The sequence below is a fragment of the Arthrobacter sp. TMP15 genome (genome assembly GCF_039529835.1).
GTDB lineage: Bacteria > Actinomycetota > Actinomycetes > Actinomycetales > Micrococcaceae > Specibacter.
In genome coordinates this window covers 1,381,305-1,402,792 of record NZ_CP154262.1, presented here as the reverse complement: position 1 = coordinate 1,402,792, position 21,488 = coordinate 1,381,305, and the positions used below count along the sequence as shown (strand labels likewise).

Genomic DNA, 21,488 nt, shown 5'->3' with positions numbered 1-21,488 from the left:
ATCACTACCTAGTGTTTTCATGACCCCGAACCCGTGCCAGGTCCGCGGCGCCGATCAAGCCCGCTGATGGGCCCAACTGGCCCACCGTGATCAGCGCTTCTTGGCGGTAGCCTCGTCCTGTTAGATTCCGTGAAAAAGCCCGACGCGCGGGCTCAAGCAGGAGGTCACCGGCGGCGCTGAGACCGCCACCGATGATAAAAATTGCTGGGTCAAGGGCAGCCGCCAGATTCGCTATTCCCAAACCCAGCCAGTCACCCACTTCTGCCACCAGTTCTTGGGCAGTGGCTTCGCCAGCCAAGGCTAGTTCGGTGACAACATTGCCTGTGATCTCCTTGGGGCGGCCGTGGGTTGCCGCAAGCAGACCCGCCGCCATGGGCGAGTGCTTTCTAGCCAGTTCGCGGCCTTCTCGCCCCAGTGCATTACCTGAAGCATACTGCTCCCAACATCCTCGGTTGCCACATTCGCAACGGTGCCCACCGGGCATGATGATTTGATGCCCAAACTCACCAGCCATACCAAAACTGCCGCGTTCAACCCGGCCGTTGATCATCAACGCCCCACCAATTCCTGTCCCCAGCGTCAACATAAGCAGCCTGTCGTGGCCGCGTCCGGCACCAAACCGCCATTCCGCCCAAGCAGCAGCATCTGCGTCGTTCGTTAGGACAACCGGGCGCTGAAGCAAGGTCTCCAGGGTGTCCCGCAATGGCTCATCACGCCAGGCAAGGTGGGGGCTGAAGACAACCTTGGTTCCTGCCAAGTCCATCCACCCCGCGGCTCCGATGCCAACCGATGCAAACTCGTACCTTGCACCTAGCTCATGGACTAATTCCACAATCACAGCCTCCACTGCCCGTGCGTCACGGCCGGGAGTGCAGCGCCTGAGTTCTTCAAGGATGACGCCGTTGCTGTCAACCACACCGGCAGCCACTTTTGTGCCACCAATGTCGATCCCGAGCGCTAACGGGGTTCGTGTCTTTGGAGGCTGGTTGATGCAGCCGGATGAATCGGGTCCATTGTTAGGCGGTGGCGGGAACATCCCATAATTCTAGTCAGCTATATACGCCGTCCACGCCACATTGAAAGTGTGAGCTGAACAACATAAAGTTACCAACGGGTAACATCGCGTTCGGGGCGAATCACGTACTTGGCGGATAGAGTAAAGCAACTAGATCGCAGGCCCACTTATCAAAGGAGCTATTGTGCAAGAGATTTCCGTTCCGGCCAAGGTAGTTAGTCCACGGACCATGAACACCACCGATTTTGTGCTCCGGCAAGCAAAGTTGGCTACCAACCCCGCACTTTTTTCCAAACGCAATGCTGACAATGTTTGGGTTGACGTGTCAGCCAAAGAATTCCAAGCCGACGTCAGCGCCATTGCCAAAGGCATGATTGCTTCCGGTATCAAAGTGGGAGATCGAGTAGGGATCATGGCGCGTACCCGCTATGAGTGGACACTGGTTGACTTCGCCATTTGGTTTGCGGGAGCTGTCTCCGTGCCGATCTATGAAACATCCTCCCCGTCGCAGGTGGCCTGGAACCTAGGCGACTCCGAGGCAGTAGCCGTTTTTGCTGAAACCGGATCCCACGAGAAAATCATCTCTCAAGCAGTGCACAATGAGAGCCTCACCACCCTCACCCAGGTCTGGCAGCTCGAAGGCGATGGCTTGGACGTGTTGAGGGAAGCTGGTAAGGATGTCGGTGCGGACACCCTCGAGGCTGCCCGCACGGCGAACGGCTTGGATGATGTAGCCACGATTATCTACACTTCCGGCACCACAGGCCGACCCAAAGGGTGCATGCTCACACACCACAACTTTGTGGAACTCAGTGAGAACGCTCTCTCTGTGCTAGGTCACAGCGTGGTTGTGCCGGGCTCGCAAACAATCATGTTCCTGCCCCTAGCCCATGTCTTTGCACGCTACATATCCGTTTTGGCTGTTGCTGGCGGCGCCAAGGTTGGACATACCCCAGACATTAAGCACCTGCTCGAGGACCTCCAAAGCTACAAGCCAACGTTTATTCTTGCCGTGCCTCGCGTGTTTGAAAAGGTTTATAACTCAGCAGCGCTCAAGGCTGAAGGCGAAGGCAAGGGCAAAATCTTTGCAGCAGCCGCCAAAACAGCAATCGAATACTCGCGCGCTACCCAAGACGGCAAAGTGTCCCTGGGCCTGAAGGCCAAGCACTTCGTGTTTGACAAGCTCGTCTACGTCAAACTCCGCAATGCTATGGGCGGGAACGTCCGGCACGCTGTTTCCGGCGGTGGTCCCCTGGGCGAACGCCTGGGCCACTTCTTCCAAGGTATTGGTTTGCAGATCCTCGAAGGGTATGGTCTGACCGAAACAACAGCCCCCATCACAGTTAATCGGCCCGAGCGTATCAGAATCGGTACTGTGGGCGCTCCCCTGCCAGGGAATGCGATAAAAATCGCGGACGACGGCGAAATTCTCGCCAAAGGTGTTTGCGTGATGAAAGGCTACTTTGGTCGCGAGGACCTGACGGCTGAGAACTTCATCGACGGCTGGTTCCGAACAGGCGACGTCGGAGAGCTCGACGATCAGGGCTTCCTTAAGATCACTGGTCGCAAGAAGGAAATCATTGTCACCTCCGGTGGCAAGAATGTTGTTCCGGCCCTGCTGGAAGATCAGATCCGTGCAGACGCCATCGTCTCGCAGTGCGTTGTCATTGGCGATCAGCGTCCGTTCATCGCAGCCATTGTGACCATCGATGAGGACGCGCTGGCTCAGTGGGGCAAGGCACACGGACTGCCCACAGGAATTACGGTAGCCGAGGCAGCCAAGCACTCTACAGTCATTGCGGCAGTGCAGGCGGCCGTCAACAGGGCTAACGCTTCGGTGTCTTCCGCTGAGGCTATCAAGCAGTTCAGGATTGTCGATTCGGACTTTACCGAAACTTCGGGCCACCTAACCCCATCGTTGAAGGTAAAGAGAGCCCAGGTTATGAAGGACTTCGATGCAGTGGTAGAAGAGATCTACCTGAGCAAGAAACCCGCCTAAAGCCAGGCAGCCGCGCAGCCAAAAGGCGGCGCCGGCTCCCGGAGCGGGGATGGATTTTCAAGGTCGCCCAGCGGCCGAGGAAATCTTAGCGTCCGCGAGGGAGCCGGCGCCGCCCTCTTTAGTTAATGGAGCCGGAGCCGCCATGTGCTGTTAGGAGATCACCACCAGCAGGTCCCCACCCTGCACCTGAGCTACGCCGGAGACTGCCAGGCGGGAGACTGTGCCACCCACCGGGGTAGTAATCGAAGCCTCCATTTTCATGGCTTCGATGGTGGCAACCGTCGCGCCAGCCTCAACCACATCGCCAACAACGAGCATGACGCTCACGGCTCCGGCGAAGGGTGCAGCGATTTGTCCTGGCACGCTCTCGTCAGCCTGTTCAGCAGCCTTGACGGTGCTTTCGATGCTGCGATCACGCACAGTGATGGGACGGCTTTGGCCGTTGAGCTTGCACACAACTGTGCGCATTCCCTTCTCATCCGGCTCAGAGATCGTCTCAAGTGCCGCGATCAGGCGTACGCCCTTATCCAGATCCAGAGCGTGCTCAACCCCACGGCGTAAACCAAACAAGTAGTCACGTGTGTCGAGGACTGAAACATCACCGTACGCCTCACGAACAGCTTCAAATGCTTTGGTGGGTCCAGCGAAGAGTAAGCGGTTCAACGCCGCCCTGCGGGTAGCACTGTCACCGGCGAGCTCGGCGCTGTCAGCTGGGCTGAGAACGCCCATCCGATCAGTCAGAGTGCGGCCCTGCAGCGCTTTGGTGCGGAATGGCTCAGGCCAGCCGCCCGGCGGGGTACCCAATTCTCCACCCAGGAAGCCCACCACAGAGTCCGGGATGTCATAATTTTCTGGATTCTCCTGAAAGTCGGCAGGGTCGGCCTTGATACCCACCAAATGCAGGGCAAGATCGCCCACAACTTTAGAGGAGGGGGTGACCTTTACAAGGTGGCCAAGAATTTTGTCCGCAGCCGTGTACATGTCCTCGATTTCTTCAAATCGCTCCCCCAGCCCCAGCGCAATGGCCTGCTGACGCAAATTGGAAAGTTGCCCACCGGGAATTTCATGCTGGTAAACCCTGCCGGTGGGTGCTGTAAGTCCTGATTCAAACGGTGAGTACAGGCGTCGCACGGCTTCCCAATACGGTTCAAGGGAGCTGATGGCGGCTAGGTCAATGCCAGTGTCGCGCTCGGTGTGAGCCAATGCGGCAACGAGGGCAGAGGCTGAGGGCTGGCTTGTTGTCCCTGCCAGTGCGGCGGAGGCAACGTCAACGGCGTCGACCCCTGCATTAATGGCCGCCATCAGCGTAGCCAGCTGGCCACCTGCGGTGTCATGAGTGTGCAGGTGCACCGGCAGTTCGAAGCGCTCGCGCAGGGCCGTCACCAGTTTGGCTGCCGCAGCGGGGCGCAGGACCCCCGCCATATCCTTGATCGCCAGGATATGGGCACCGGCGTCTACGATCCGCTGGGCCAGCTCCACGTAGTAATCGAGAGTGTAGATTTTTTCGGCAGGATCCAATAGATCGCCTGTGTAGCAAAGCGCCACTTCAGCCACTGCAGTTCCGGTGGCCCGCACGGCCCTAATGGCCGGCTCCATCTGGTCCACGTCGTTGAGGGCGTCGAAAATCCGGAAGATATCAATTCCGCTGGAGGCAGCCTCCTGAACAAATGCATCGGTGACTTCGCTAGGGTACGGCGTATAGCCCACCGTGTTTCGTCCGCGCAGGAGCATTTGCAGGCAGACGTTCGGCAGCGCAACACGGAGCTGCTCCAGTCGCTGCCACGGGTCTTCACCGAGGAACCGCAGCGAAACGTCATAGGTGGCCCCGCCCCAAGCCTCAACCGAGAGCAGCGCCGGAGTCAGCACAGATACGGCTGGGCCCGGCGCAAGCAGGTCCCTGGTACGCACCCTGGTGGCCAGCAATGACTGGTGGGCGTCTCTGAACGTGGTATCCGTCACAGCTACAGCGGTTTGTGCACGCAAAGCTGCAGCGAAGCCTTCCGGGCCCAGCTCTGCTAATTGTTGCCGGGTTCCGGCCGGAGCCGAGTCCAGATCAACTTCAGGGAGTTTACGGGCCGGGTCTTCTAGCGCCGTTAGCTCACCGTGAGGCTTGTTGACAGTTGTATCCGCCAACCAGGTCAGCAGCTTTGTACCGCGATCCGAAGACACGTGGGAGTTCAATAATTCCGGGCGCTCATCAATAAATGAGGTGGCCACGTCTCCGGCGTTGAATGCGGGGTCAGCAAGAACTGCCTGCAGGAAGGCGATATTTGTTGAGACGCCGCGGATGCGGAATTCAGCCAGCGCACGGCGGGCACGGGAAACGGCTGCACCGTAGTCGCGTCCGCGGCATGTGAGCTTCACCAGCATGGAATCAAAGTGCGGGCTGATCTCGGCCCCTGCATAGATGGTTCCGCCGTCGAGCCTGACACCCGCCCCACCGGCTGAACGGTAGGTAGTAATCTCTCCGACGTCTGGGCGGAACCCGTTGGACGGATCTTCAGTGGTGATTCTGCACTGCAGTGCAGCACCCTTGACATGCACAGAGTCCTGGCTCAGACCAAGATCCGCCAGGGTCTCTCCGGCAGCGATTCGCAGCTGAGCCTGGACCAGATCAACATCTGTGATTTCTTCCGTGACGGTGTGTTCAACCTGAATACGCGGGTTCATCTCAATGAAGACGTGCTGACCGGCACGTTCACCAACAGTGTCTACCAGGAACTCAACGGTGCCGGCATTGACATAGCCCATGGCTTTGGCAAACTTCACAGCGTCGCTGTGCAACGCCTTGCGGATGTTCTCGTCCAAATTGGGGGCTGGGGCGATCTCAACCACTTTTTGGTGGCGGCGCTGCAAGGAACAGTCGCGTTCAAAAAGGTGAATCACGTTACCTTCGCCGTCGGCGAGGATTTGAACCTCAATGTGGCGCGGGCGTAGTACTGCTTGCTCGAGGAACATGGTGGCGTCACCAAAGGCGGCATCCGCTTCACGCATGGCAGCCTTGAGCGCCTCCTCCAAGTCCTCAGCCTTTTCAACACGACGCATACCGCGCCCGCCGCCGCCTGCCACAGCCTTGGCAAAAATGGGGTAACCGATCTCTGCGGCAGCACCAAGGAGGAACTCCAAGTCATCGCTGGGCGCGCTTGACTTCAGAACAGGGATCCCTGCCTTGCGCGCAGCTTCCAGCGCGTGAACCTTGTTTCCGGTGAGTTCAAGCACCTCAGCCGGTGGCCCCACGAAAGTTATGCCAGCTTCTCTGGCAGCCGCTGCCAAGTCCGGATTTTCAGAGAGGAATCCGTACCCGGGGTAGATGGCATCTGCTCCGGATTCCTTAGCCACCCGAATCACTTCTGCCACATCCAGGTACGCCCGGACAGGGTGGCCCTCTTCACCAATCAGGTAGGCTTCATCTGCCTTTTGGCGGTGAATAGAGGTCCGGTCTTCGTAGGGGTATACCGCAACCGTCTTGGCACCAAGCTCGTAGCTGGCACGGAAGGCCCGGATCGCGATTTCTCCGCGGTTGGCAACCAGAATTTTCGAAAACATCCCACTCCTGTTTAAACGATTGTCAAGCGGAACAAGCTTTGGCCCTTGGCTCAAGGCTGCCAAGCTATGTCCCACTAGCCAAGACAGCTACCGCACGTGGTTACGCGCGGCGCCTGTCTCTTGGTAGAGGCTGTAATAAATCTATTGTTCGGCGAATCACATCAGTGCCCTTTAGGCGATGATTCCACTTCTGTGCCGTGACACAAAGTTGTGTTAGTTTCTCTCGCACACTAACAGCAACCAAATCTTGTGACACAAATCACTTCCATGTCCGTAATAAAAAACCCGGGAACAAAAGTGTTGACACAGTTCCATAAATATGGCCACGCCTGTTGCTCAGGACTGGGTCAAAAGACTCCAGCCAGCTCCTCCATAGACGGGCACGAGCACACAAGATTTCGATCCCCAAAAGCCTGATCAATGCGGCGCACCACCGGCCAGTACTTGGCCCGCGGATCCACCCCTGCAGGGAAAACCGCTTCCTCCCTGCTGTACGGGTGTCCCCATACCTGGGCAATACTTTGCGCCGTGTGTGGGGCGTTGCCCAGTGGATTGTCATCAGTTGGCCAGAGACCGTCCTGCACCGCCGCGATTTCCTTGCGGATAGCAATCATGGCATCGATGAACCGCTCGATCTCACCCAAGTCCTCAGACTCAGTGGGCTCGATCATCAAGGTTCCGGCTACTGGGAAAGACATGGTTGGTGCATGGAAACCGTAGTCGATCAGACGTTTAGCTACATCGTCAACACTCACTCCGGAGTCTGCGGTAATACCGCGCAGATCCAGGATGCACTCATGCGCGACCAGGTCATGGGCGCCCGTGTAGAGGACCGGGTAGTGCTCACCCAAGCGGCGGGCGATGTAGTTTGCCGACAGGATCGCTGTCTGGGTTGCCAGCCGGAGTCCGTCGGGGCCCATCATGCGAATGTAGGCCCACGAAATGGGCAGGATCGACGCCGAACCGTACGGTGCACTGGAGACCAGCCCCACCGAAGACTTAGCTCCGAGCTCACGGGCAGGCAAGTGCTTGGCCAAATGTGCACCAACGGCTACCGGGCCAACACCAGGACCCCCGCCGCCGTGCGGAATGCAGAAAGTCTTATGCAAATTCAGGTGCGAAACATCGGCACCGAACTTACCCGGCTGTGCCAACCCAACCAAAGCGTTCAGGTTGGCGCCATCAACGTAAACCTGACCACCGGCGTCGTGAATCATGGCGCAAATGCTGCTGATCGAGGTCTCAAACACACCATGCGTCGAAGGATAGGTGACCATGATGGCCGCCAAGTTTTCTTCGTGGAGGTTGATCCGCCATTTCAGATCATCTATGTCGATATTGCCAAATCCGTCAGTGGCAACCGAAACAACTTTCAATCCTGCCATGACAGCCGAGGCCGCATTAGTACCGTGCGCAGAGGTGGGGATCAAGACGATATCGCGATCCGGGTTGCCGTTCTCCACATGAAAAGCCCGGATAGCCATCAGCCCGGCAAACTCCCCCTGTGAGCCGGCATTGGGTTGCACAGAAACAGCGTCGTAGCCGGTGATCTCCGCCAACCACGCTTCCAACTGTGTTGCCAGCTCTACGATCCCTACCGTGTCCGTAGCCGGTGCGAAGGGATGTAACTGGGAGAATTCCGGCCAGGTCACTGCCGCCATTTCGGCTGTGGCATTCAATTTCATGGTGCACGAGCCCAACGGAATCATGCCACGGTCAAGGGCGTAGTCCGCGTCGGAAAGTTTGCGCAGGTAGCGCAGCATCTGCGTTTCAGAGTTGTGCGCATGAAACACCGCGTTGCTCATGTATCCGGTAGAGCGGGCGGGGGTGGGCAATTCTACGGCGCGGGCCTCCCTCGCCTCACGCGCCGGCCCGGTGCCACCGTTCTGAACGGGCACCTGACCGGCTAAGAGCCTTGAAATTTCAGCTACATCGGCATCCGTAGTAGTTTCATCAACCGCAATTTGTACATGGTCGTGGTCAACGTGGCGTAGGAGGATCCCTGCGCGGTGGGCTGCTGCAACTAGTTCAGCTGCCGCATGTCCGCTACCAGCAGCGACCCGAATTTTGAGTGTGTCGAAGTAGTTTGTGTGCACCACGGCATGCCCGGAGTCCGTGGCCGCCGTTGCTACGGCCTTGGCGCGGGTATGTACTGCGGTAGCGATCCTGCGCAGCCCGTCAGGTCCGTGGTAGAGAGCGTACATGCCTGCCATGACGGCCAAGAGTACTTGGGCGGTGCAGATGTTAGAGGTGGCCTTCTCCCGGCGGATGTGCTGCTCGCGGGTCTGCAATGCCAACCGGTATCCCGGATTACCCGCTGCATCCTTGGAGACACCCACCAAGCGGCCAGGCAGTGCGCGCTCAAGGCCCTGACGAACCGCCATGTACCCTGCGTGTGGGCCGCCAAAGCCCATAGGCACGCCGAAACGTTGAGATGTCCCCACCGCAAGGTCCGCACCCAACTCACCCGGAGATTCCAGCAGGGTCAGGGCCAGCAGGTCAGCGGCCACAGCTACTACGGCTTTCCGTTCTTTGGCTGCGGCAATGATCGGGGCAATGTCCCGGATGAGCCCGGAATCCCCCGGGTACTGCAGAAGCACACCAAAGAACGCAACATCAGGGAGCTTTTCATCAAAGTTATGCGCTAGCACCGGGATGCCCATGGCCTTGGCGCGCGTATGCACTACAGCGAGAGTCTGCGGGAACGCATCAGCATCAACCAACAGGACGGCATCCTGCGCTGCTGTGCGATTACTGCGGCGCATCAGTGCCACCGCCTCAGCTGCCGCCGTTCCTTCATCAAGCATGGAAGCGTTGGCTGTCACCATCCCGGTCAGGTCTGCCACCACTGTTTGAAAATTCAGCAGCGCCTCGAGCCGGCCCTGGGAGATTTCCGGCTGGTACGGCGTATATGCCGTGTACCACGCGGGAGACTCCAGCACGTTGCGTTGGATGACCCCAGGGGTGTGCGTGCCGTAGTAGCCTTGACCGATAAATGACTTGTTCAGCGTGTTCTTCGCTGCCAACGACTTTAACTCGGCAAGCATGGCTTCCTCCGAAGCGGCTGCCGGCAAGGCCAGGGGGGCTGTGGTGTAGATGGATTTGGGCAGCGCGGCTGTTGAAAGCTCCTCCAAAGAAGCGAATCCTAGGGTGCTCAACATATGATGAACGTGGGGTTGCGCAGTAACCCCAATGTGTCGATCACTAAAAACGGCCGACACAAGGTTGTTTGTGTCTTGGCGCCCGGGTAAATTCTCAGGGGTGTTTGTCAATGGGTTCTCCAAGTCGCGAACGTTCCACAGCTATTGTATGTGTCAGAGCTATTCGCAGCAGCACAAGATTTAGGTAAGCAACGCAAAGGGTAATGGTTCATCCGTGCAAGTAGTGAGTATCAGCAGCCTCAAAGGCGGCGTCGGCAAAACGTCAGTCACGCTTGGCTTGGCCTCAGCAGCCTTGGCCGCCGGCATCCCAACCTTGGTGATCGATCTTGATCCCCATGCCGACGCCACCACTGGGCTCGGTGTAGCCGCGCGTGGGCAATTGGACATCGGTCAACTGATCAAGAATTCTCGTAAAGCTGACTTAGCAGCCAACGTTGTGCCCAGTGGTTGGCTTGCAGCGCACCAGAGCGAGAACGAAAGCACACCAACGCTCGACGTCGCCATGGGCTCTGCCTTCAGCGGGATCTACGATAGGCCAGATCTTGGCAAACGAGACCTTCGCCGCCTTGCCACAATCTTAGCCAATGCAGACCGTGACGGCACAGCGCCATACCAACTAGTGCTTATCGATTGCCCTCCCTCACTAAACGGGCTCACCCGCATGGCGTGGACAGCAAGTAGCCGGGTGCTGTTGGTTGCCGAGCCTGGGCTGTTCTCTGTTGCCGGCACACAGCGCACGCTTCGGGCTATTGAACTTTTCCGCACCGAATTCGCTCCAGCGTTAGTTCCTGCCGGCATCGTTGCCAACAGGGTGCGCACAGGTTCCAATGAGCATGCCTACAGATTGTCTGAAATGAAGACTATGTTTGGCGAACTGCTTCTCTCACCCACGATCCCTGAGCAGGCAAACTGGCAGCAGATACAGGGTGCGGCGCACCCTGTGCACCAGTGGCCCGGAGACTCGGCAAAGAACGCCTCAGCTCTCTTTGACAGTTTGTTGGATTCAGTGCTGAACCAAAGCGCCACCCGCAGCCGCCTCTACCGCGGCTGAGCAAGCCTACTTCGCCAAGAGCCGCCAGCATGATGCTCTTGCCCGGCCAATAAATGAAACCACATTAACAGTAGCCGTTACTAGCTCTCCAGTGGTGGAGAGTCTCAACCATTACTACGGGCTAGTTGAAATACACATTGAGGGGGAAATGTATTTGAGCATGACTGACTCAAAAACCAGAACCTGTTGCTAATTCTTCCCGGTTCCACTTCTAGCTGTAGTTGGTTCTAGGAGAGTTGGTTCTAGGAAATCTTGCGGGTTTCCCGGCGCTTACCCAGCTCATCATCGGGGAAGCTCTGCACAGCTGCATGCTCACTGGGCAACGACGCCAAACTACCTTCAACTTCTCGCCAGACACGTCCCACGGCGATCCCAAAGACACCTTGGCCACCCTGGACAAGGTCAATGACCTCATCCGCTGAGGTGCATTCATAGACTGATGCGCCATCACTCATCAAAGTGATTTGGGCCAGATCTTCAACGCCACGTTCGCGCAGGTGTTCAACGGCCGCGCGAATCTGCTGCAGCGAAACACCTGTGTCCAACAACCGCTTGACAACCTTCAAAACGAGAATGTCCCGGAAACCATAGAGCCGTTGCGAACCGGAACCGGCTGCTCCGCGCACGGCAGGTTCCACCAGTCCCGTCCGGGCCCAGTAATCCAGTTGGCGGTAGGTGATACCGGCGGCCTTGCAGGCTGTTGGCCCTCGGTAGCCTGCGTTTTCATCCAGTACGGGCAGATCTTCAGTGAAAAGCAAACCCTGCGAACCTGCCTTCATGGCAGTGCTGGGGACAACGGCTGCCGTTAGCTCGCCGGCGTCACTCTTAGCACTCACGTGGATCCTCCTGTTCACAGCCCCCTGGACGGTTGGTTTGCTGACACACGGCCAAGGCCAGACACGTCGAGGGCGAGCTTTACGGGCTCGTACCTCAAGTGTGCCCGTGCCAGCCGAAGCTTGCAATGGGGAACTCGATACTCCGACGTTAGAGGGGTGCGGGACCAAGGTCAAAGACGTCTGCACAACAATTTAACCGTGTCGAAAGTTTCAGCTTCAAGTTTAACCTTAGACATTGTCCAAAAAACGTGAAATCCGGCGAAATTACTTGTCAAAGTCTTCCGGTTCGACCTCATTGAGGAATTCCCTAAATTGACGTACTTCACGTTCTTTCGCCTCATCGTCAGCGACAGCTTGCTCATTGCCATCCTGGTCGTGATCGCCAATGACAACCCCGGCTTCATCCACGAGAGACTCCGCAGCCCAAATGGGGCATTGTGCTCGCTGAGCGATGGCGATGGCGTCTGAGGCTCGCGAACCAATGATGGTTCCGTTATCAAAAACCAGTTCGGCGTAGAAGACGCTGTCTTCAACTTTTGTCAGGTTCACTTGAGAAATACTGTGGCCTAGAGCCAGTACAACTCCGCAGAGCAGGTCATGAGTCAGAGGCCTTGGCGGCACAACGCCCTGCTCTGCCAAAGCTATGGCGGTGGCCTCAGAGGCACCTATCCAGATGGGGATATGACGCTCACCCATCAATTCACGCAGTAGGACCAGCGGCTGATTTGAGGGCATCTCTATTCGAACACCGACAATTTTTACTTCAATCACGGCGTTTCCATTTCGGCTATCCGGGCCTGCACCAGAGCACTATGCAATCCCAAACATAACTCGGCTATTTCCCGGGCCGCCTCAGCCGCCCGCATAGTTGAGGTGCTGCCCTTACGCGAGGACACGGGCCCAACGGCTCGCTCAACCAAACCAAATTCTCTTTCGGCAGCAGCCTGAAAGGGCCGCAAGTGCCGCGGTTCAAGTCCGTGTGCAGCCAAGGCGGTGCACGCTTGCGCAACTTTCAGGCCGTGATCATCAAATGTGCCATCCTGGAGCCCTATCAAGCCATAGCTGAGCATAGCTTCGTACAGCTCAGCACTGGCCCCGGATTCAGCGCACAGTTGCTCGGGTGTCAGCCGTCGTGATCGACTCTTAAGTTCCTTAGCAAGGTCCTCGGAGACCATCCGCGGCGTAATCGAAACACCCGGAGGTAGGTTCACCGGGGTGAGACCGGAGTCAATAGCATCCAAGTATTCGCGGATGACTTTCAATGGCAGGTAATGATCTCGCTGGAGAGCCAAAACAAAGCGCAGCCGTTCAACGTCGGAGTCATGGAACTGACGGTAACCGGCGGGCGTCCGCTGAGGGGTGATCAATCCCTTTTCTTCATAAAAGCGGATCTTGGATGCCGTGACAGTTGGGAAATCCGTGCACAGCAGGGCCAAAACCTCGCCAATATTCAAGACACCTCCGGCACCTAGATGCCGGTTAGTTTGGACGTCCACCAATCGGCTCCGGGCTCCAGTGCTCAGACTTCCCACAACGCCCTAAGAGTCCGCAGCCGTATCGCCTGACACTGAACCGCCGGATACGGAACCGTCAGACACTGCATCGCCCACCGCTGTGTCTGCGGGCGCTGTGTCTGCTGCGCTGAAGTAGTAGGTGAGCCGGAACTTACCAATTTGAACCTCATTACCTGAACGCAAGCGCACAGCATCGACCCGGTCCCCATTGACATAGGTGCCGTTGAGGCTTCCAGCGTCAATGACTTCAAACCCGCCGTCGTACTTCAAAAAATTCACGTGCCTACGCGAAACCGTGACGTCATCTAAGAAGATGTCAGCGTCAGGGTGACGACCAGCTGTGGTGACCTTGCTGTCAAGCAAGAACCTTGCACCTGCGTTTGGCCCCACGTGGGCGATCAGCAGCGCCGAACCCGTGGGAAGCGAGCTCACTGCATTTTCCTCATCCGATGCCAAAACAGGGACCGTCAAGGACCCAGCTTGGACGGGAGGCAGATGAATTGAGGTGGTATCTGTTGCACCGGAGTGATCTTGGGCGTTGGCCTGATCATTCACCCCGGCGTCGTTGCCCTTGTCAACCATTGGTACTCCTCCTTGCCGCAAAGTAGTAGGAAACCCTGTTGGGCCCCAAATAAAACTCTATAGAACTAAGTACTAGCCTACCTTTTTCTGGTAGTCCTCCGCACTGAGCAACGAGTCGAAAGTGGACGTCTCAGAAAGAGTGATTTCCATGAGCCAGCCGGCACCGTAAGGAGCTGAGTTGATGAGCGCCGGATCGGTATCAAGAGCTTCATTGCGGGCAGTCACTTTCCCCGTCAGCGGTGCGTAAATATCGCTGACACTCTTCGTTGATTCAACTTCACCCACCACCGTGTCTGCCGTGACTTCGGTGCCAAGTTCAGGAACCTGGACGTACACAACGTCACCAAGGGCATCTTGAGCGAAATCGGTGATGCCAACTCGCACCACGCCATCAGCTGTGGGTGCCATAACCCATTCATGCTCTGCTGTATAGGACAGGTCTGCGGGAATGCTGCTCATTATGGGCGCCTTTCAGGGTTCACTCGCGGCCGCGCGAAGAGAAACTGGAGTTTACATTAAAGAAAATCAAAACTAGGGTCATGGCTGATTTTACCCACAAACCACAACCAGTCTTTAGTGTGGGGCCGCTCTTTACAAGTCGAAGGTACTTTCTAAGGCCTCTAGTGGCAAATCTACCCCGTCCTGCAACGAATCTGGGATGATTTACCTATGACCGATTCAGTTACTCCTACTTACTCCGGTGACGGGCAAGCCCCAGACACCCGGGGCAGCACGCCCACACATTTGCCGACGGCACCAGGAACCAGCAATGAAACGAAAATGCCCAGCTGGCTTTTTCGCACCATTCTTGGCATGGGCGCCGCTGCTGTGCTGGTCATTGTTTATTTTGTGGCCTCTGTGACTGTGCCGCTGATGTGGGCCAACTCGATCAGGGACCAGATCGGCGGTCAACTGGGCAACAGCATTCCGCTTGGCATGTTTTACGGATTTGTCTTCTCGTTCTTCCCTGTCGTCATCGCCTGGCAAGCTCACAGGCGTCGGCTCAATAAGTGGGTACGGGTTTCCTTGCTCGCACTCGCTGTGCTCCTAACCATCCCCAACCTACTGACACTCGCCGTCCTGTTCGGGAACACAAAAACTGCCGCCGATGCACGGTCCATCTGGGCCAATAGCGCCAACTGGTTTGGTACATGGAGTCAGTTGTTCATGGTTGTCGGGGTGGTGTGCGCAGTGGCGTTGGTTGTGTTGGGACGCATGTGGCGCCGCCGCGGGAAACGGATCAGGGAGATTAAAACCGCCGAGAAATTAGTTTATAAGGACAAACTGGCCCAGAAGCTCGCGGGCAGGGATGCCGCCAAGGTGGCTGACAAGCAGGCTAAAGCCGATGCCCGAGCAGCCGAAAAAGCAACCAAGGCAACCGCCCGTTTGGAACGTCGCACGGCCCCGGCCCAGCAAGATGCTGGGCCCGACACCATCGAATCTACCCCAGCATCAGAAGCGCTGCCCCCAGCCCCGCACACCGACACGCCTCCGAACTAGAGCTCGGCTATGGAACAGATTCAGCCCTGCACACTAGTTGGCGTCCAGCCAGGGCAGTCGTCCACCATCGTGGCTGAAGGAGCACGCCTAGCGGCCGATCTCCCGGCACAACTCGCCTACTCATTGGAACAAAAAACCGGAGCCCTGGATTTGCAGTGGCCGCTCCGGTGGCCCGGCTCGCCCGCGCCGGCTATCCCCCGGGGCGTGCAGACGCTCAAGTCAAACACGACTCTGGGAGGCACGCACGGAGACAGCCGGACTTCGCTGCATAAAAAATGCCACCGTTGCGTGGCGGTGAAACGTGCCTGCACTGACCACATTCCGGTTTTGGTGATCACCACCAAGCTGGGGTTGCCGGGGCAGGCCAGCAAGTGAAAATACCGTATCTAGACGTCCGAACCTTATCCGTTGTCGCCGTGGGTGGCACGCTGGGGGCCGGAGCTCGACAGGCTCTTGTTTTGGCCGTGCCTGATGCCGGTCCTCTGCCCGTGTCCATCATCGTTGCAAACATCGTTGGCGCTTTTCTCTTGGGGCTCCTTTACGCCATTCTCAACCGCCAAGATGCGCTTAATAACCGCCCGCACTCAAGCAACGACGCGGAAGGCTATCCGCCGTCGAATTCTTCCAGAAATGCACTGGAGCGCAACCGACGACTGCGATTGCTGTTGGGAACCGGGTTTTGTGGCGGCTTCACAACCTACAGTGCACTGGCCGTTGGCGTCGTACTCATCGCTGGAGGCTCCAGTTCAGGTGGATCGGCCTGGGCCTGGGCTGCTGCCTATGGACTGGGCACGGTGTTCACAGGTGTCTTGGCTACCTGGGCTGGGATAGCACTCGGTACCTGTTCCGAAAGAGTCGGTACCTTTTCCGAAAGAGTCGGTCACGACACTCCTGAGAAACCCAGAATTCAGCGAGAAAGCCAGCCATGACACCTTTGGTCTTTGCTGCTCTGGCGGTTGCCGGCGGGATCGGTGCCGCTGCCCGGTTTGCTGTCGATGGAGCGGTTGGAAGCCGTTTGCGAACAATTTTTCCGCTGGCCACGTTCATCATCAACGTTTCAGGGTCGTTGGCGCTGGGCCTATTGACCTCGTTGGCGGCCGGGCATTTATTTTCCCAGGAATGGGCGCTATTCTTGGGCGCCGGTTTTTTGGGTGGCTACACCACTTTCAGTACCGCCAGTTATGAAACTGTGCGCTTGATGGGTGAAGAACGGTACTTTGCTTCATTGGCCAACGCTTTGGGATCTCTAATTTCCACTGTGGCAGCCGCAGCTTTTGGCTTTTGGCTTGGTTCGCTCTTTTAGTGCGTTCCGGGGCCACCAAAGATCGGCCACGGCACGTTTAGCTGTCCTGGCCGGTCTGGCCGCTAACCCTGAGCAGCCAAGGCGATTAAAATAAGACGACCCGCAGAGCATCGGCGAGATACTCGTACGGGCCTAACCGCAGCTAACTCTGAGAAGAGCGCATTGGCTAACAAGAACACTACCTGTCCATTAGCTGAACAGTTGTATTGAAAAGCCCCGATGAGCCGTATTTCACACTGCGTGATTACACAGTGCCTGATTTCATGGTGCAGAGTTCTTACGGTGTGACATTCTTTGTGGCTCATGCTCCTCCCTAACCATCAGAGCCCCCAAGTAAAAGAAAAGCGAGTGTTGGCTAAGCAAGCTCCACAATGCCACCGACAGTTGCAGCCGTGGCCCCTGCGTAGGCAAGGATGACCACAAGGGATCGCGCACGGTGGGGTGCAATCCAGTGGGCCAATATCTCGCCCGCAATCAAACCAGCCACGATCGCTACCCCAACGGCTGCCCATGTCCATATCTCCATCTGAGGCATAGACCCGGGAGTCGCAAGGTATTTGGCGAGAATAGATGCAACTCCGATGGTTAGAAAATATGGTTGCATGGTTGCAGCAAATGAGCGCTGGTCCCACTTTGATGCAACGGCGTACACGCTCATAGCCGGTCCACCCACGCCTGCTGTGGTGTTCATAGCACCGCTCATTGTGCCCGCGAGGATCATTGGGCTCAGTCGTGATTCCTTGCTAGGCGATTTCATTCGCAACGACATGGTCAAACTGATGAGCACAACCACCCCCACTCCGACCTGCAGCCAGGCACCCGGAATGTACTTGAGGATAATTGCCCCCGGAATAACTCCGGCAAGCGCCGCGAAAGCAAGGATGAGATATTTTTTTAAAGTCAATATATTTATAGACTCTAAAGATGACCAGGGCTGAGGCGACGGCTCCGCAGACATTAACGAGCACTATCCCTGTCACAGGCCCCATGATCAACACCACGAAAGGCGCGCAGACTAGTGCGAACCCCATACCTGTTAGTCGCTGCATCGTGGCACCGGTGAATATCGCCAACACCAGGGCCAATGCCATACTCGCGTTCACGAAATCCAAATCAAGTAACTGGATTCGGTGTGTACCTTCACTGCTGGCGTTCTCCCTCCACGACCCTGCCCGATTGTTCCACACGGGCGCTTGAAGCCGAAGTTGCCCCTGTGCGCACAATGTGACCCGTGCAACATTACTGGTTAGTAACAAAATCTCGCCACAAAGGTGGTTACCAAGGTACGCTGGCGATTATGAGCCAATACCAACCCCCAATCGCAGACATTTCCTTCGCACTTGAGCATGTTGTGGGATACCAAGACATCGCCAAGTTGCCAGGTTTCGAACACGCAGACCTCGAAACGGTGACAGAGCTCCTTGAACAGTGCGGTGAGTTTATGTCGGAGGCTGTGGCCCCGACGAATCGCACGGGTGACATCCAGGGCTCCACACTCCAATCAGATGGCACTGTGGCCACCCCTGACGGTTTCAAAGAGTTGTACCAGCAGTACGTGGATGCTGGTTGGGGGTCCGTGCCCCTACCGGAGGAGTTTGGCGGTGGTGGCTTCCCTCGCACTGTAGGGCTGGTCATCCAGGAACTCATGACAAGCGCCAACATGGGCTTTTCTCTCTGCCCATTGCTGACACAGGGGGCCATTGAGGCGCTCCTACACTATGGCGACGATGAACTTAAGCAGCGCTACCTTCCCAAAATGGTAAGCGGTGAATGGACGGGAACCATGAACCTCACCGAGCCGCAGGCAGGCTCGGATGTGGGTGCACTGACCACCCGTGCGGTGAGGAATGCGGACGGCAGCTACGCCATAACGGGTCAGAAAATTTTCATTACTTATGGCGATCACGACATGGCTGAACAAATTGTTCATCTGGTTCTGGCACGAACCCCGGATGCCCCGGCTGGCACCCGCGGAATCTCCTGCTTTATAGTGCCGAAGTTCCTTGTTAATGAGGATGGCTCCCTAGGGGAACGCAACACTGTAGAAACACTCTCCCTTGAACACAAAATGGGTATCCACGCCTCTCCCACCTGCGTACTCTCCTATGAGAATGCCACCGGTTACCTGATCGGTGAGGAAAACAAGGGTATGCGGATCATGTTCGTCATGATGAACAGCGCACGGCTCGGTGTTGGTGTGCAGGGACTGGCCGTGGCCGAACGCGCGTACCAGCAGTCGCTCACCTACGCCCAAGATAGGCAGCAGGGCCAGGCCATCGGTGTTACCACGGGCAGCTCACCCATCATCGAGTTTCCGGACGTGCGCCGCATGCTGATGACACAGCGTGCCTCCATTGCCGGCTTGCGCTACCTCACCTTGCTCGACGCCACCTACGTTGACCGCAGCACCAACGATCCAGACCCGGCTGTCAGGGCTCGTGCCGATGAAATTGTTGGCCTCCTTACTCCGATTTGCAAGTCTTTCGGAACGGACCTTGGCAATGAACTCACGTCTTTGGCGCTCCAGATTCAGGGCGGTATGGGGTTCATAGAGGAGACAGGAGCAGCTCAGCACGTACGCGACGTACGTATTGCTGCGATTTACGAAGGTACCAACGGGATACAGGCTGCAGACCTTGTGGGTCGCAAGCTTGCAATCCGTGGCGGCGCCTCGATCCTGGAGTTCCTGTCCACAATGCGGGAGATCGACATGGATCTTGCGGGGGCCGGAACCGACTTCTCTACGATTCGTGCGGAACTTGCCAAACAGTTCGATGCGCTTGAAAAAGCTACTCACTGGATGCTAAAGACAGGCCAGAGCGATCCCAACGCGGTACTTTCGGGCTCAACTCCGTACCTGCGCATGTGGGGGCTCTGCACCTCCGCATGGATGCTGGCCCGAGCTGCCGTGGCCGCCGCAGGAACAGGTGACACGGCCCTGGCACAGAGCCAGCTGGTACTGGCCCGTTTCCATGCGGAACAGCTACTCCCCCAATGCGGTAGCTTACTGGGTGCTGCCACCGCCGGTTCTGCAGACTTGTTCGCACTGGATGCACGTCAACTCTCGGGCTCAGCTCGAAAGTAGAAAAGCCAGCATTTACAAGTGCGGCAAAAGTGCCCGGCTCCCATCCCCATCGTGGATCGGGAGCCGGGCATTGTTAGGTGCTACCAGCCAGTCGGTTTGCGGCACCAAAAAACCCGCTGTCCTCTAGTTTGAAACCAGAGAACAGCGGGTTTGTTGTGGTCGGGCTGACAAGATTTGAACTTGCGACCCCTTGACCCCCAGTCAAGTGCGCTACCAAGCTGCGCTACAGCCCGAAAGTTCAGCATCCAGAAGGTATCTCCCGTGGCTGAACCACCTGAAGAAGCTTACCTCATATTTACCCGAGACAGGACCAAAACAGGTTGAACTGTGAGTCAGCTTACTTCTTCCGGCTCCGTTTTTCACGTACTCGCATGGCCACTTCGATGGGTGTTCCTTCGAAGCCGAAGGTTTCACGCAGGCGGCGAGTAATGAAGCGGCGGTATCCGGGGTCAAGGAAGCCTGTGGTGAACAGGACGAACTTCGGCGGTCGGCTCGATGCCTGAGTGCCGAACAAAATACGTGGCTGCTTGCCGCCCCGCACGGGGTGCGGGTGTTCCGAAACCAATTCCCCCAGGAAAGCATTGAGGCGACCTGTGGGGATGCGCCGATCCCAGTTCTCCAGTGCTATGTCCAGGGCGGGAACCAATTTGTCCTTGTGCCAACCAGTTTTAGCTGAAATGTTCACCCGCGGTGCCCATTCGACGTGGGCAAGATCCTGATCGATTTCACGTTCTAGGTACTTGCGGCGTTCATCGTCCATCAAGTCCCACTTATTGAACGCCAACACCAGTGCACGCCCTGACTCAATAACCAACTGCAGGATGCGCACATCCTGCTCACTGAGTACCTCATCCACCGCCATCAGCACTACAGCAACTTCCGCCTTTTCCAAGGCAGTCTGGGTACGTAGCGACGCGTAGAAGTCGGCACCCTGGGCCATGTGCACGCGGCGACGTATTCCTGCTGTGTCCACGAAGCGCCAGGTGCGATCGCCAAGCTCAATCAGCTCATCTACCGGATCGCGGGTGGTGCCTGCAACGTTATCAACTACCACGCGCTCCGTGCCTGCGAGCTTGTTCAGCAGTGAAGACTTTCCCACGTTGGGCCGTCCCAGCAAAGCGATGCGGCGGGGCCCTCCCGTGCGTTCGATGCCGTCAACTGCGGAAAACTCCGGCAGAACCTCCATGACCCGATCAAGCATGTCCGCCACACCACGGCCATGGACGGCGGAAACGGGGTGCGGTTCCCCCAGCCCCAACCCCCACAGAGTTGCGGCATCGGCTTCCTGGACGAGGTCATCAATTTTATTACCTACAAGGATGACAGGCTTCTTGGACTTGCGCAGCATGCGCACAATAGCCTCATCGGAGGCAGTAATTCCTACTATCGCATCCACTACCAGGAGTACTGCATCAGCCATCTCCACAGCCAGTTCGGCCTGCTCAGCAACACGCAAATCCAGTCCACGCGCATCGCGCTCCCAGCCACCGGTATCAACCACGGTGAAATTGCGTCCAAGCCAGTCGGCTGTGTACTGGACCCGGTCGCGGGTTACTCCGGGGGTGTCCTCGACAACCGCTTCACGGCGGCCCAGGATACGGTTGACAAGTGTTGACTTGCCCACGTTGGGACGGCCAACAATGGCAAGTATCGGATCCTGACGTAGCGCATCAAAGTCGTCGCCTTCGTCGAACCCACCCGAAAGCAGTGCCGCATCTTCGTCGTCGAGCTCGTAGTTGGCAAGGCCTGCAAGGAGCCCTGCCGCGCGGGCATCGGCGTCCTCGTCAGAGATCGCCGCCAGCCTCTCAGCTATCTGGTCAGTACCCGTGGGTACGTAGTCCTGGTGACCAACCTCGCCGTCACCGGCGGGTGTGGTTGACTTGGAGTCGCTCATGG

Annotated in this window: 17 protein-coding genes and 1 tRNA gene; 7 read left to right on the top strand and 11 right to left on the bottom strand. The window is 57.3% G+C overall.

All coding sequences use genetic code 11. The features are described from left to right. Positions 1-4: 4 nt before the first annotated feature. Positions 5-1,036, bottom strand: coding sequence for an ROK family glucokinase (locus AAFM46_RS06130; protein WP_283531588.1), 1,032 nt, complete (start codon positions 1,034-1,036; stop codon positions 5-7). A gap of 163 nt (positions 1,037-1,199) precedes the next feature. Here AAFM46_RS06130 and AAFM46_RS06125 point away from each other — a divergent pair, with 163 nt between their 5' ends. Then, positions 1,200-3,014 carry an AMP-dependent synthetase/ligase gene (locus AAFM46_RS06125; RefSeq protein ID WP_283531589.1) on the top strand — a complete coding sequence of 605 codons (1,815 nt, stop codon included), beginning with the start codon at positions 1,200-1,202 and terminating at the stop codon, positions 3,012-3,014. A 150-nt stretch (positions 3,015-3,164) separates the two neighbouring features. Here the strand turns inward: AAFM46_RS06125 and AAFM46_RS06120 are convergent, their stop codons facing one another. Both AAFM46_RS06120 and gcvP read right to left on the bottom strand, forming a co-directional pair. Continuing rightward, positions 3,165-6,560 carry a pyruvate carboxylase gene (locus tag AAFM46_RS06120; RefSeq protein WP_283531590.1) on the bottom strand — a complete coding sequence of 1,132 codons (3,396 nt, stop codon included), beginning with the start codon at positions 6,558-6,560 and terminating at the stop codon, positions 3,165-3,167. Positions 6,561-6,907: 347 nt separating this feature from the next. Continuing rightward, positions 6,908-9,781, bottom strand: coding sequence for an aminomethyl-transferring glycine dehydrogenase (gcvP, locus tag AAFM46_RS06115; RefSeq protein ID WP_343320381.1), 2,874 nt, complete (start codon positions 9,779-9,781; stop codon positions 6,908-6,910). A 154-nt stretch (positions 9,782-9,935) separates the two neighbouring features. Here gcvP and AAFM46_RS06110 point away from each other — a divergent pair, with 154 nt between their 5' ends. Beyond that, on the top strand, positions 9,936-10,772 hold the full coding sequence (locus tag AAFM46_RS06110; RefSeq protein WP_283531591.1) for a ParA family protein: 837 nt from the start codon (positions 9,936-9,938) through the stop codon (positions 10,770-10,772). Positions 10,773-11,014: 242 nt separating this feature from the next. Here AAFM46_RS06110 and AAFM46_RS06105 read toward each other — a convergent pair whose 3' ends face one another. From AAFM46_RS06105 to gcvH, 5 genes are all read right to left on the bottom strand, one after another. Further along, positions 11,015-11,608: a MerR family transcriptional regulator gene (locus AAFM46_RS06105; RefSeq protein WP_283531592.1), complete on the bottom strand. Its 594-nt coding sequence runs from the start codon at positions 11,606-11,608 to the stop codon at positions 11,015-11,017. A 264-nt stretch (positions 11,609-11,872) separates the two neighbouring features. Beyond that, positions 11,873-12,379 (bottom strand): bifunctional nuclease family protein, encoded by a 507-nt coding sequence (locus tag AAFM46_RS06100; protein WP_283531593.1) that lies wholly within the window; start codon positions 12,377-12,379, stop codon positions 11,873-11,875. Continuing rightward, positions 12,376-13,104 carry a MerR family transcriptional regulator gene (locus tag AAFM46_RS06095; RefSeq protein WP_283531594.1) on the bottom strand — a complete coding sequence of 243 codons (729 nt, stop codon included), beginning with the start codon at positions 13,102-13,104 and terminating at the stop codon, positions 12,376-12,378. Before AAFM46_RS06095 ends, AAFM46_RS06100 begins: the two co-directional genes overlap by 4 nt. A gap of 42 nt (positions 13,105-13,146) precedes the next feature. After that, positions 13,147-13,704, bottom strand: coding sequence for an FHA domain-containing protein (locus AAFM46_RS06090; protein ID WP_283531595.1), 558 nt, complete (start codon positions 13,702-13,704; stop codon positions 13,147-13,149). 72 nt (positions 13,705-13,776) lie between these two features. After that, positions 13,777-14,163: a glycine cleavage system protein GcvH gene (gcvH, locus tag AAFM46_RS06085; RefSeq protein ID WP_283531597.1), complete on the bottom strand. Its 387-nt coding sequence runs from the start codon at positions 14,161-14,163 to the stop codon at positions 13,777-13,779. A 210-nt stretch (positions 14,164-14,373) separates the two neighbouring features. On the opposite strand from gcvH, the gene AAFM46_RS06080 reads away from it, so the two are divergent. The 4 genes from AAFM46_RS06080 to crcB are packed head-to-tail and all read left to right on the top strand — an operon-like array spanning position 14,374 to position 16,507. Then, entirely contained in the window at positions 14,374-15,204 is an 831-nt protein-coding gene (locus tag AAFM46_RS06080; RefSeq protein WP_283531598.1) for a hypothetical protein, read from the top strand. A gap of 9 nt (positions 15,205-15,213) precedes the next feature. Beyond that, on the top strand, positions 15,214-15,579 hold the full coding sequence (locus AAFM46_RS06075; RefSeq protein WP_283531599.1) for a hypothetical protein: 366 nt from the start codon (positions 15,214-15,216) through the stop codon (positions 15,577-15,579). Then, positions 15,576-16,133, top strand: coding sequence for a CrcB family protein (locus AAFM46_RS06070; RefSeq protein ID WP_343320051.1), 558 nt, complete (start codon positions 15,576-15,578; stop codon positions 16,131-16,133). Before AAFM46_RS06075 ends, AAFM46_RS06070 begins: the two co-directional genes overlap by 4 nt. Beyond that, positions 16,130-16,507, top strand: a complete 378-nt coding sequence (gene crcB, locus AAFM46_RS06065) for a fluoride efflux transporter CrcB (protein WP_343320050.1) — start codon at positions 16,130-16,132, stop codon at positions 16,505-16,507. Before AAFM46_RS06070 ends, crcB begins: the two co-directional genes overlap by 4 nt. A gap of 355 nt (positions 16,508-16,862) precedes the next feature. On the opposite strand, the gene AAFM46_RS06060 is transcribed toward crcB, so the two are convergent. Next, positions 16,863-17,411 carry a TSUP family transporter gene (locus AAFM46_RS06060; protein ID WP_343320048.1) on the bottom strand — a complete coding sequence of 183 codons (549 nt, stop codon included), beginning with the start codon at positions 17,409-17,411 and terminating at the stop codon, positions 16,863-16,865. 393 nt (positions 17,412-17,804) lie between these two features. Between AAFM46_RS06060 and AAFM46_RS06055 the strand changes: the two genes are divergently transcribed. Further along, the gene (locus AAFM46_RS06055; protein WP_343320047.1) at positions 17,805-19,592 is read left to right on the top strand and encodes an acyl-CoA dehydrogenase; all 1,788 of its coding nucleotides are present in this window, start codon (positions 17,805-17,807) and stop codon (positions 19,590-19,592) included. 156 nt (positions 19,593-19,748) lie between these two features. On the opposite strand, the gene AAFM46_RS06050 is transcribed toward AAFM46_RS06055, so the two are convergent. Together AAFM46_RS06050 and der are read right to left on the bottom strand one after the other, a co-directional pair. After that, positions 19,749-19,825 (bottom strand) — tRNA-Pro (locus tag AAFM46_RS06050). A 104-nt stretch (positions 19,826-19,929) separates the two neighbouring features. After that, positions 19,930-21,486 carry a ribosome biogenesis GTPase Der gene (der, locus tag AAFM46_RS06045; protein ID WP_283531605.1) on the bottom strand — a complete coding sequence of 519 codons (1,557 nt, stop codon included), beginning with the start codon at positions 21,484-21,486 and terminating at the stop codon, positions 19,930-19,932. Positions 21,487-21,488: the final 2 nt, after the last annotated feature.

Excerpts from the sequence above, each read along its gene's own strand:
- crcB (WP_343320050.1), top strand. The coding sequence starts at position 16,130 with ATGACACCTTTGGTCTTTGCTGCTCTGGCGGTTGCCGGCGGGATCGGT.
- gcvH (WP_283531597.1), bottom strand. The coding sequence starts at position 14,163 with ATGAGCAGCATTCCCGCAGACCTGTCCTATACAGCAGAGCATGAATGG.
- AAFM46_RS06055 (WP_343320047.1), top strand. The coding sequence starts at position 17,805 with ATGAGCCAATACCAACCCCCAATCGCAGACATTTCCTTCGCACTTGAG.
- AAFM46_RS06120 (WP_283531590.1), bottom strand. The coding sequence starts at position 6,560 with ATGTTTTCGAAAATTCTGGTTGCCAACCGCGGAGAAATCGCGATCCGG.
- der (WP_283531605.1), bottom strand. The coding sequence starts at position 21,486 with ATGAGCGACTCCAAGTCAACCACACCCGCCGGTGACGGCGAGGTTGGT.
- AAFM46_RS06090 (WP_283531595.1), bottom strand. The coding sequence starts at position 13,704 with ATGGTTGACAAGGGCAACGACGCCGGGGTGAATGATCAGGCCAACGCC.
- AAFM46_RS06075 (WP_283531599.1), top strand. The coding sequence starts at position 15,214 with ATGGAACAGATTCAGCCCTGCACACTAGTTGGCGTCCAGCCAGGGCAG.
- AAFM46_RS06080 (WP_283531598.1), top strand. The coding sequence starts at position 14,374 with ATGACCGATTCAGTTACTCCTACTTACTCCGGTGACGGGCAAGCCCCA.
- AAFM46_RS06130 (WP_283531588.1), bottom strand. The coding sequence starts at position 1,036 with ATGTTCCCGCCACCGCCTAACAATGGACCCGATTCATCCGGCTGCATC.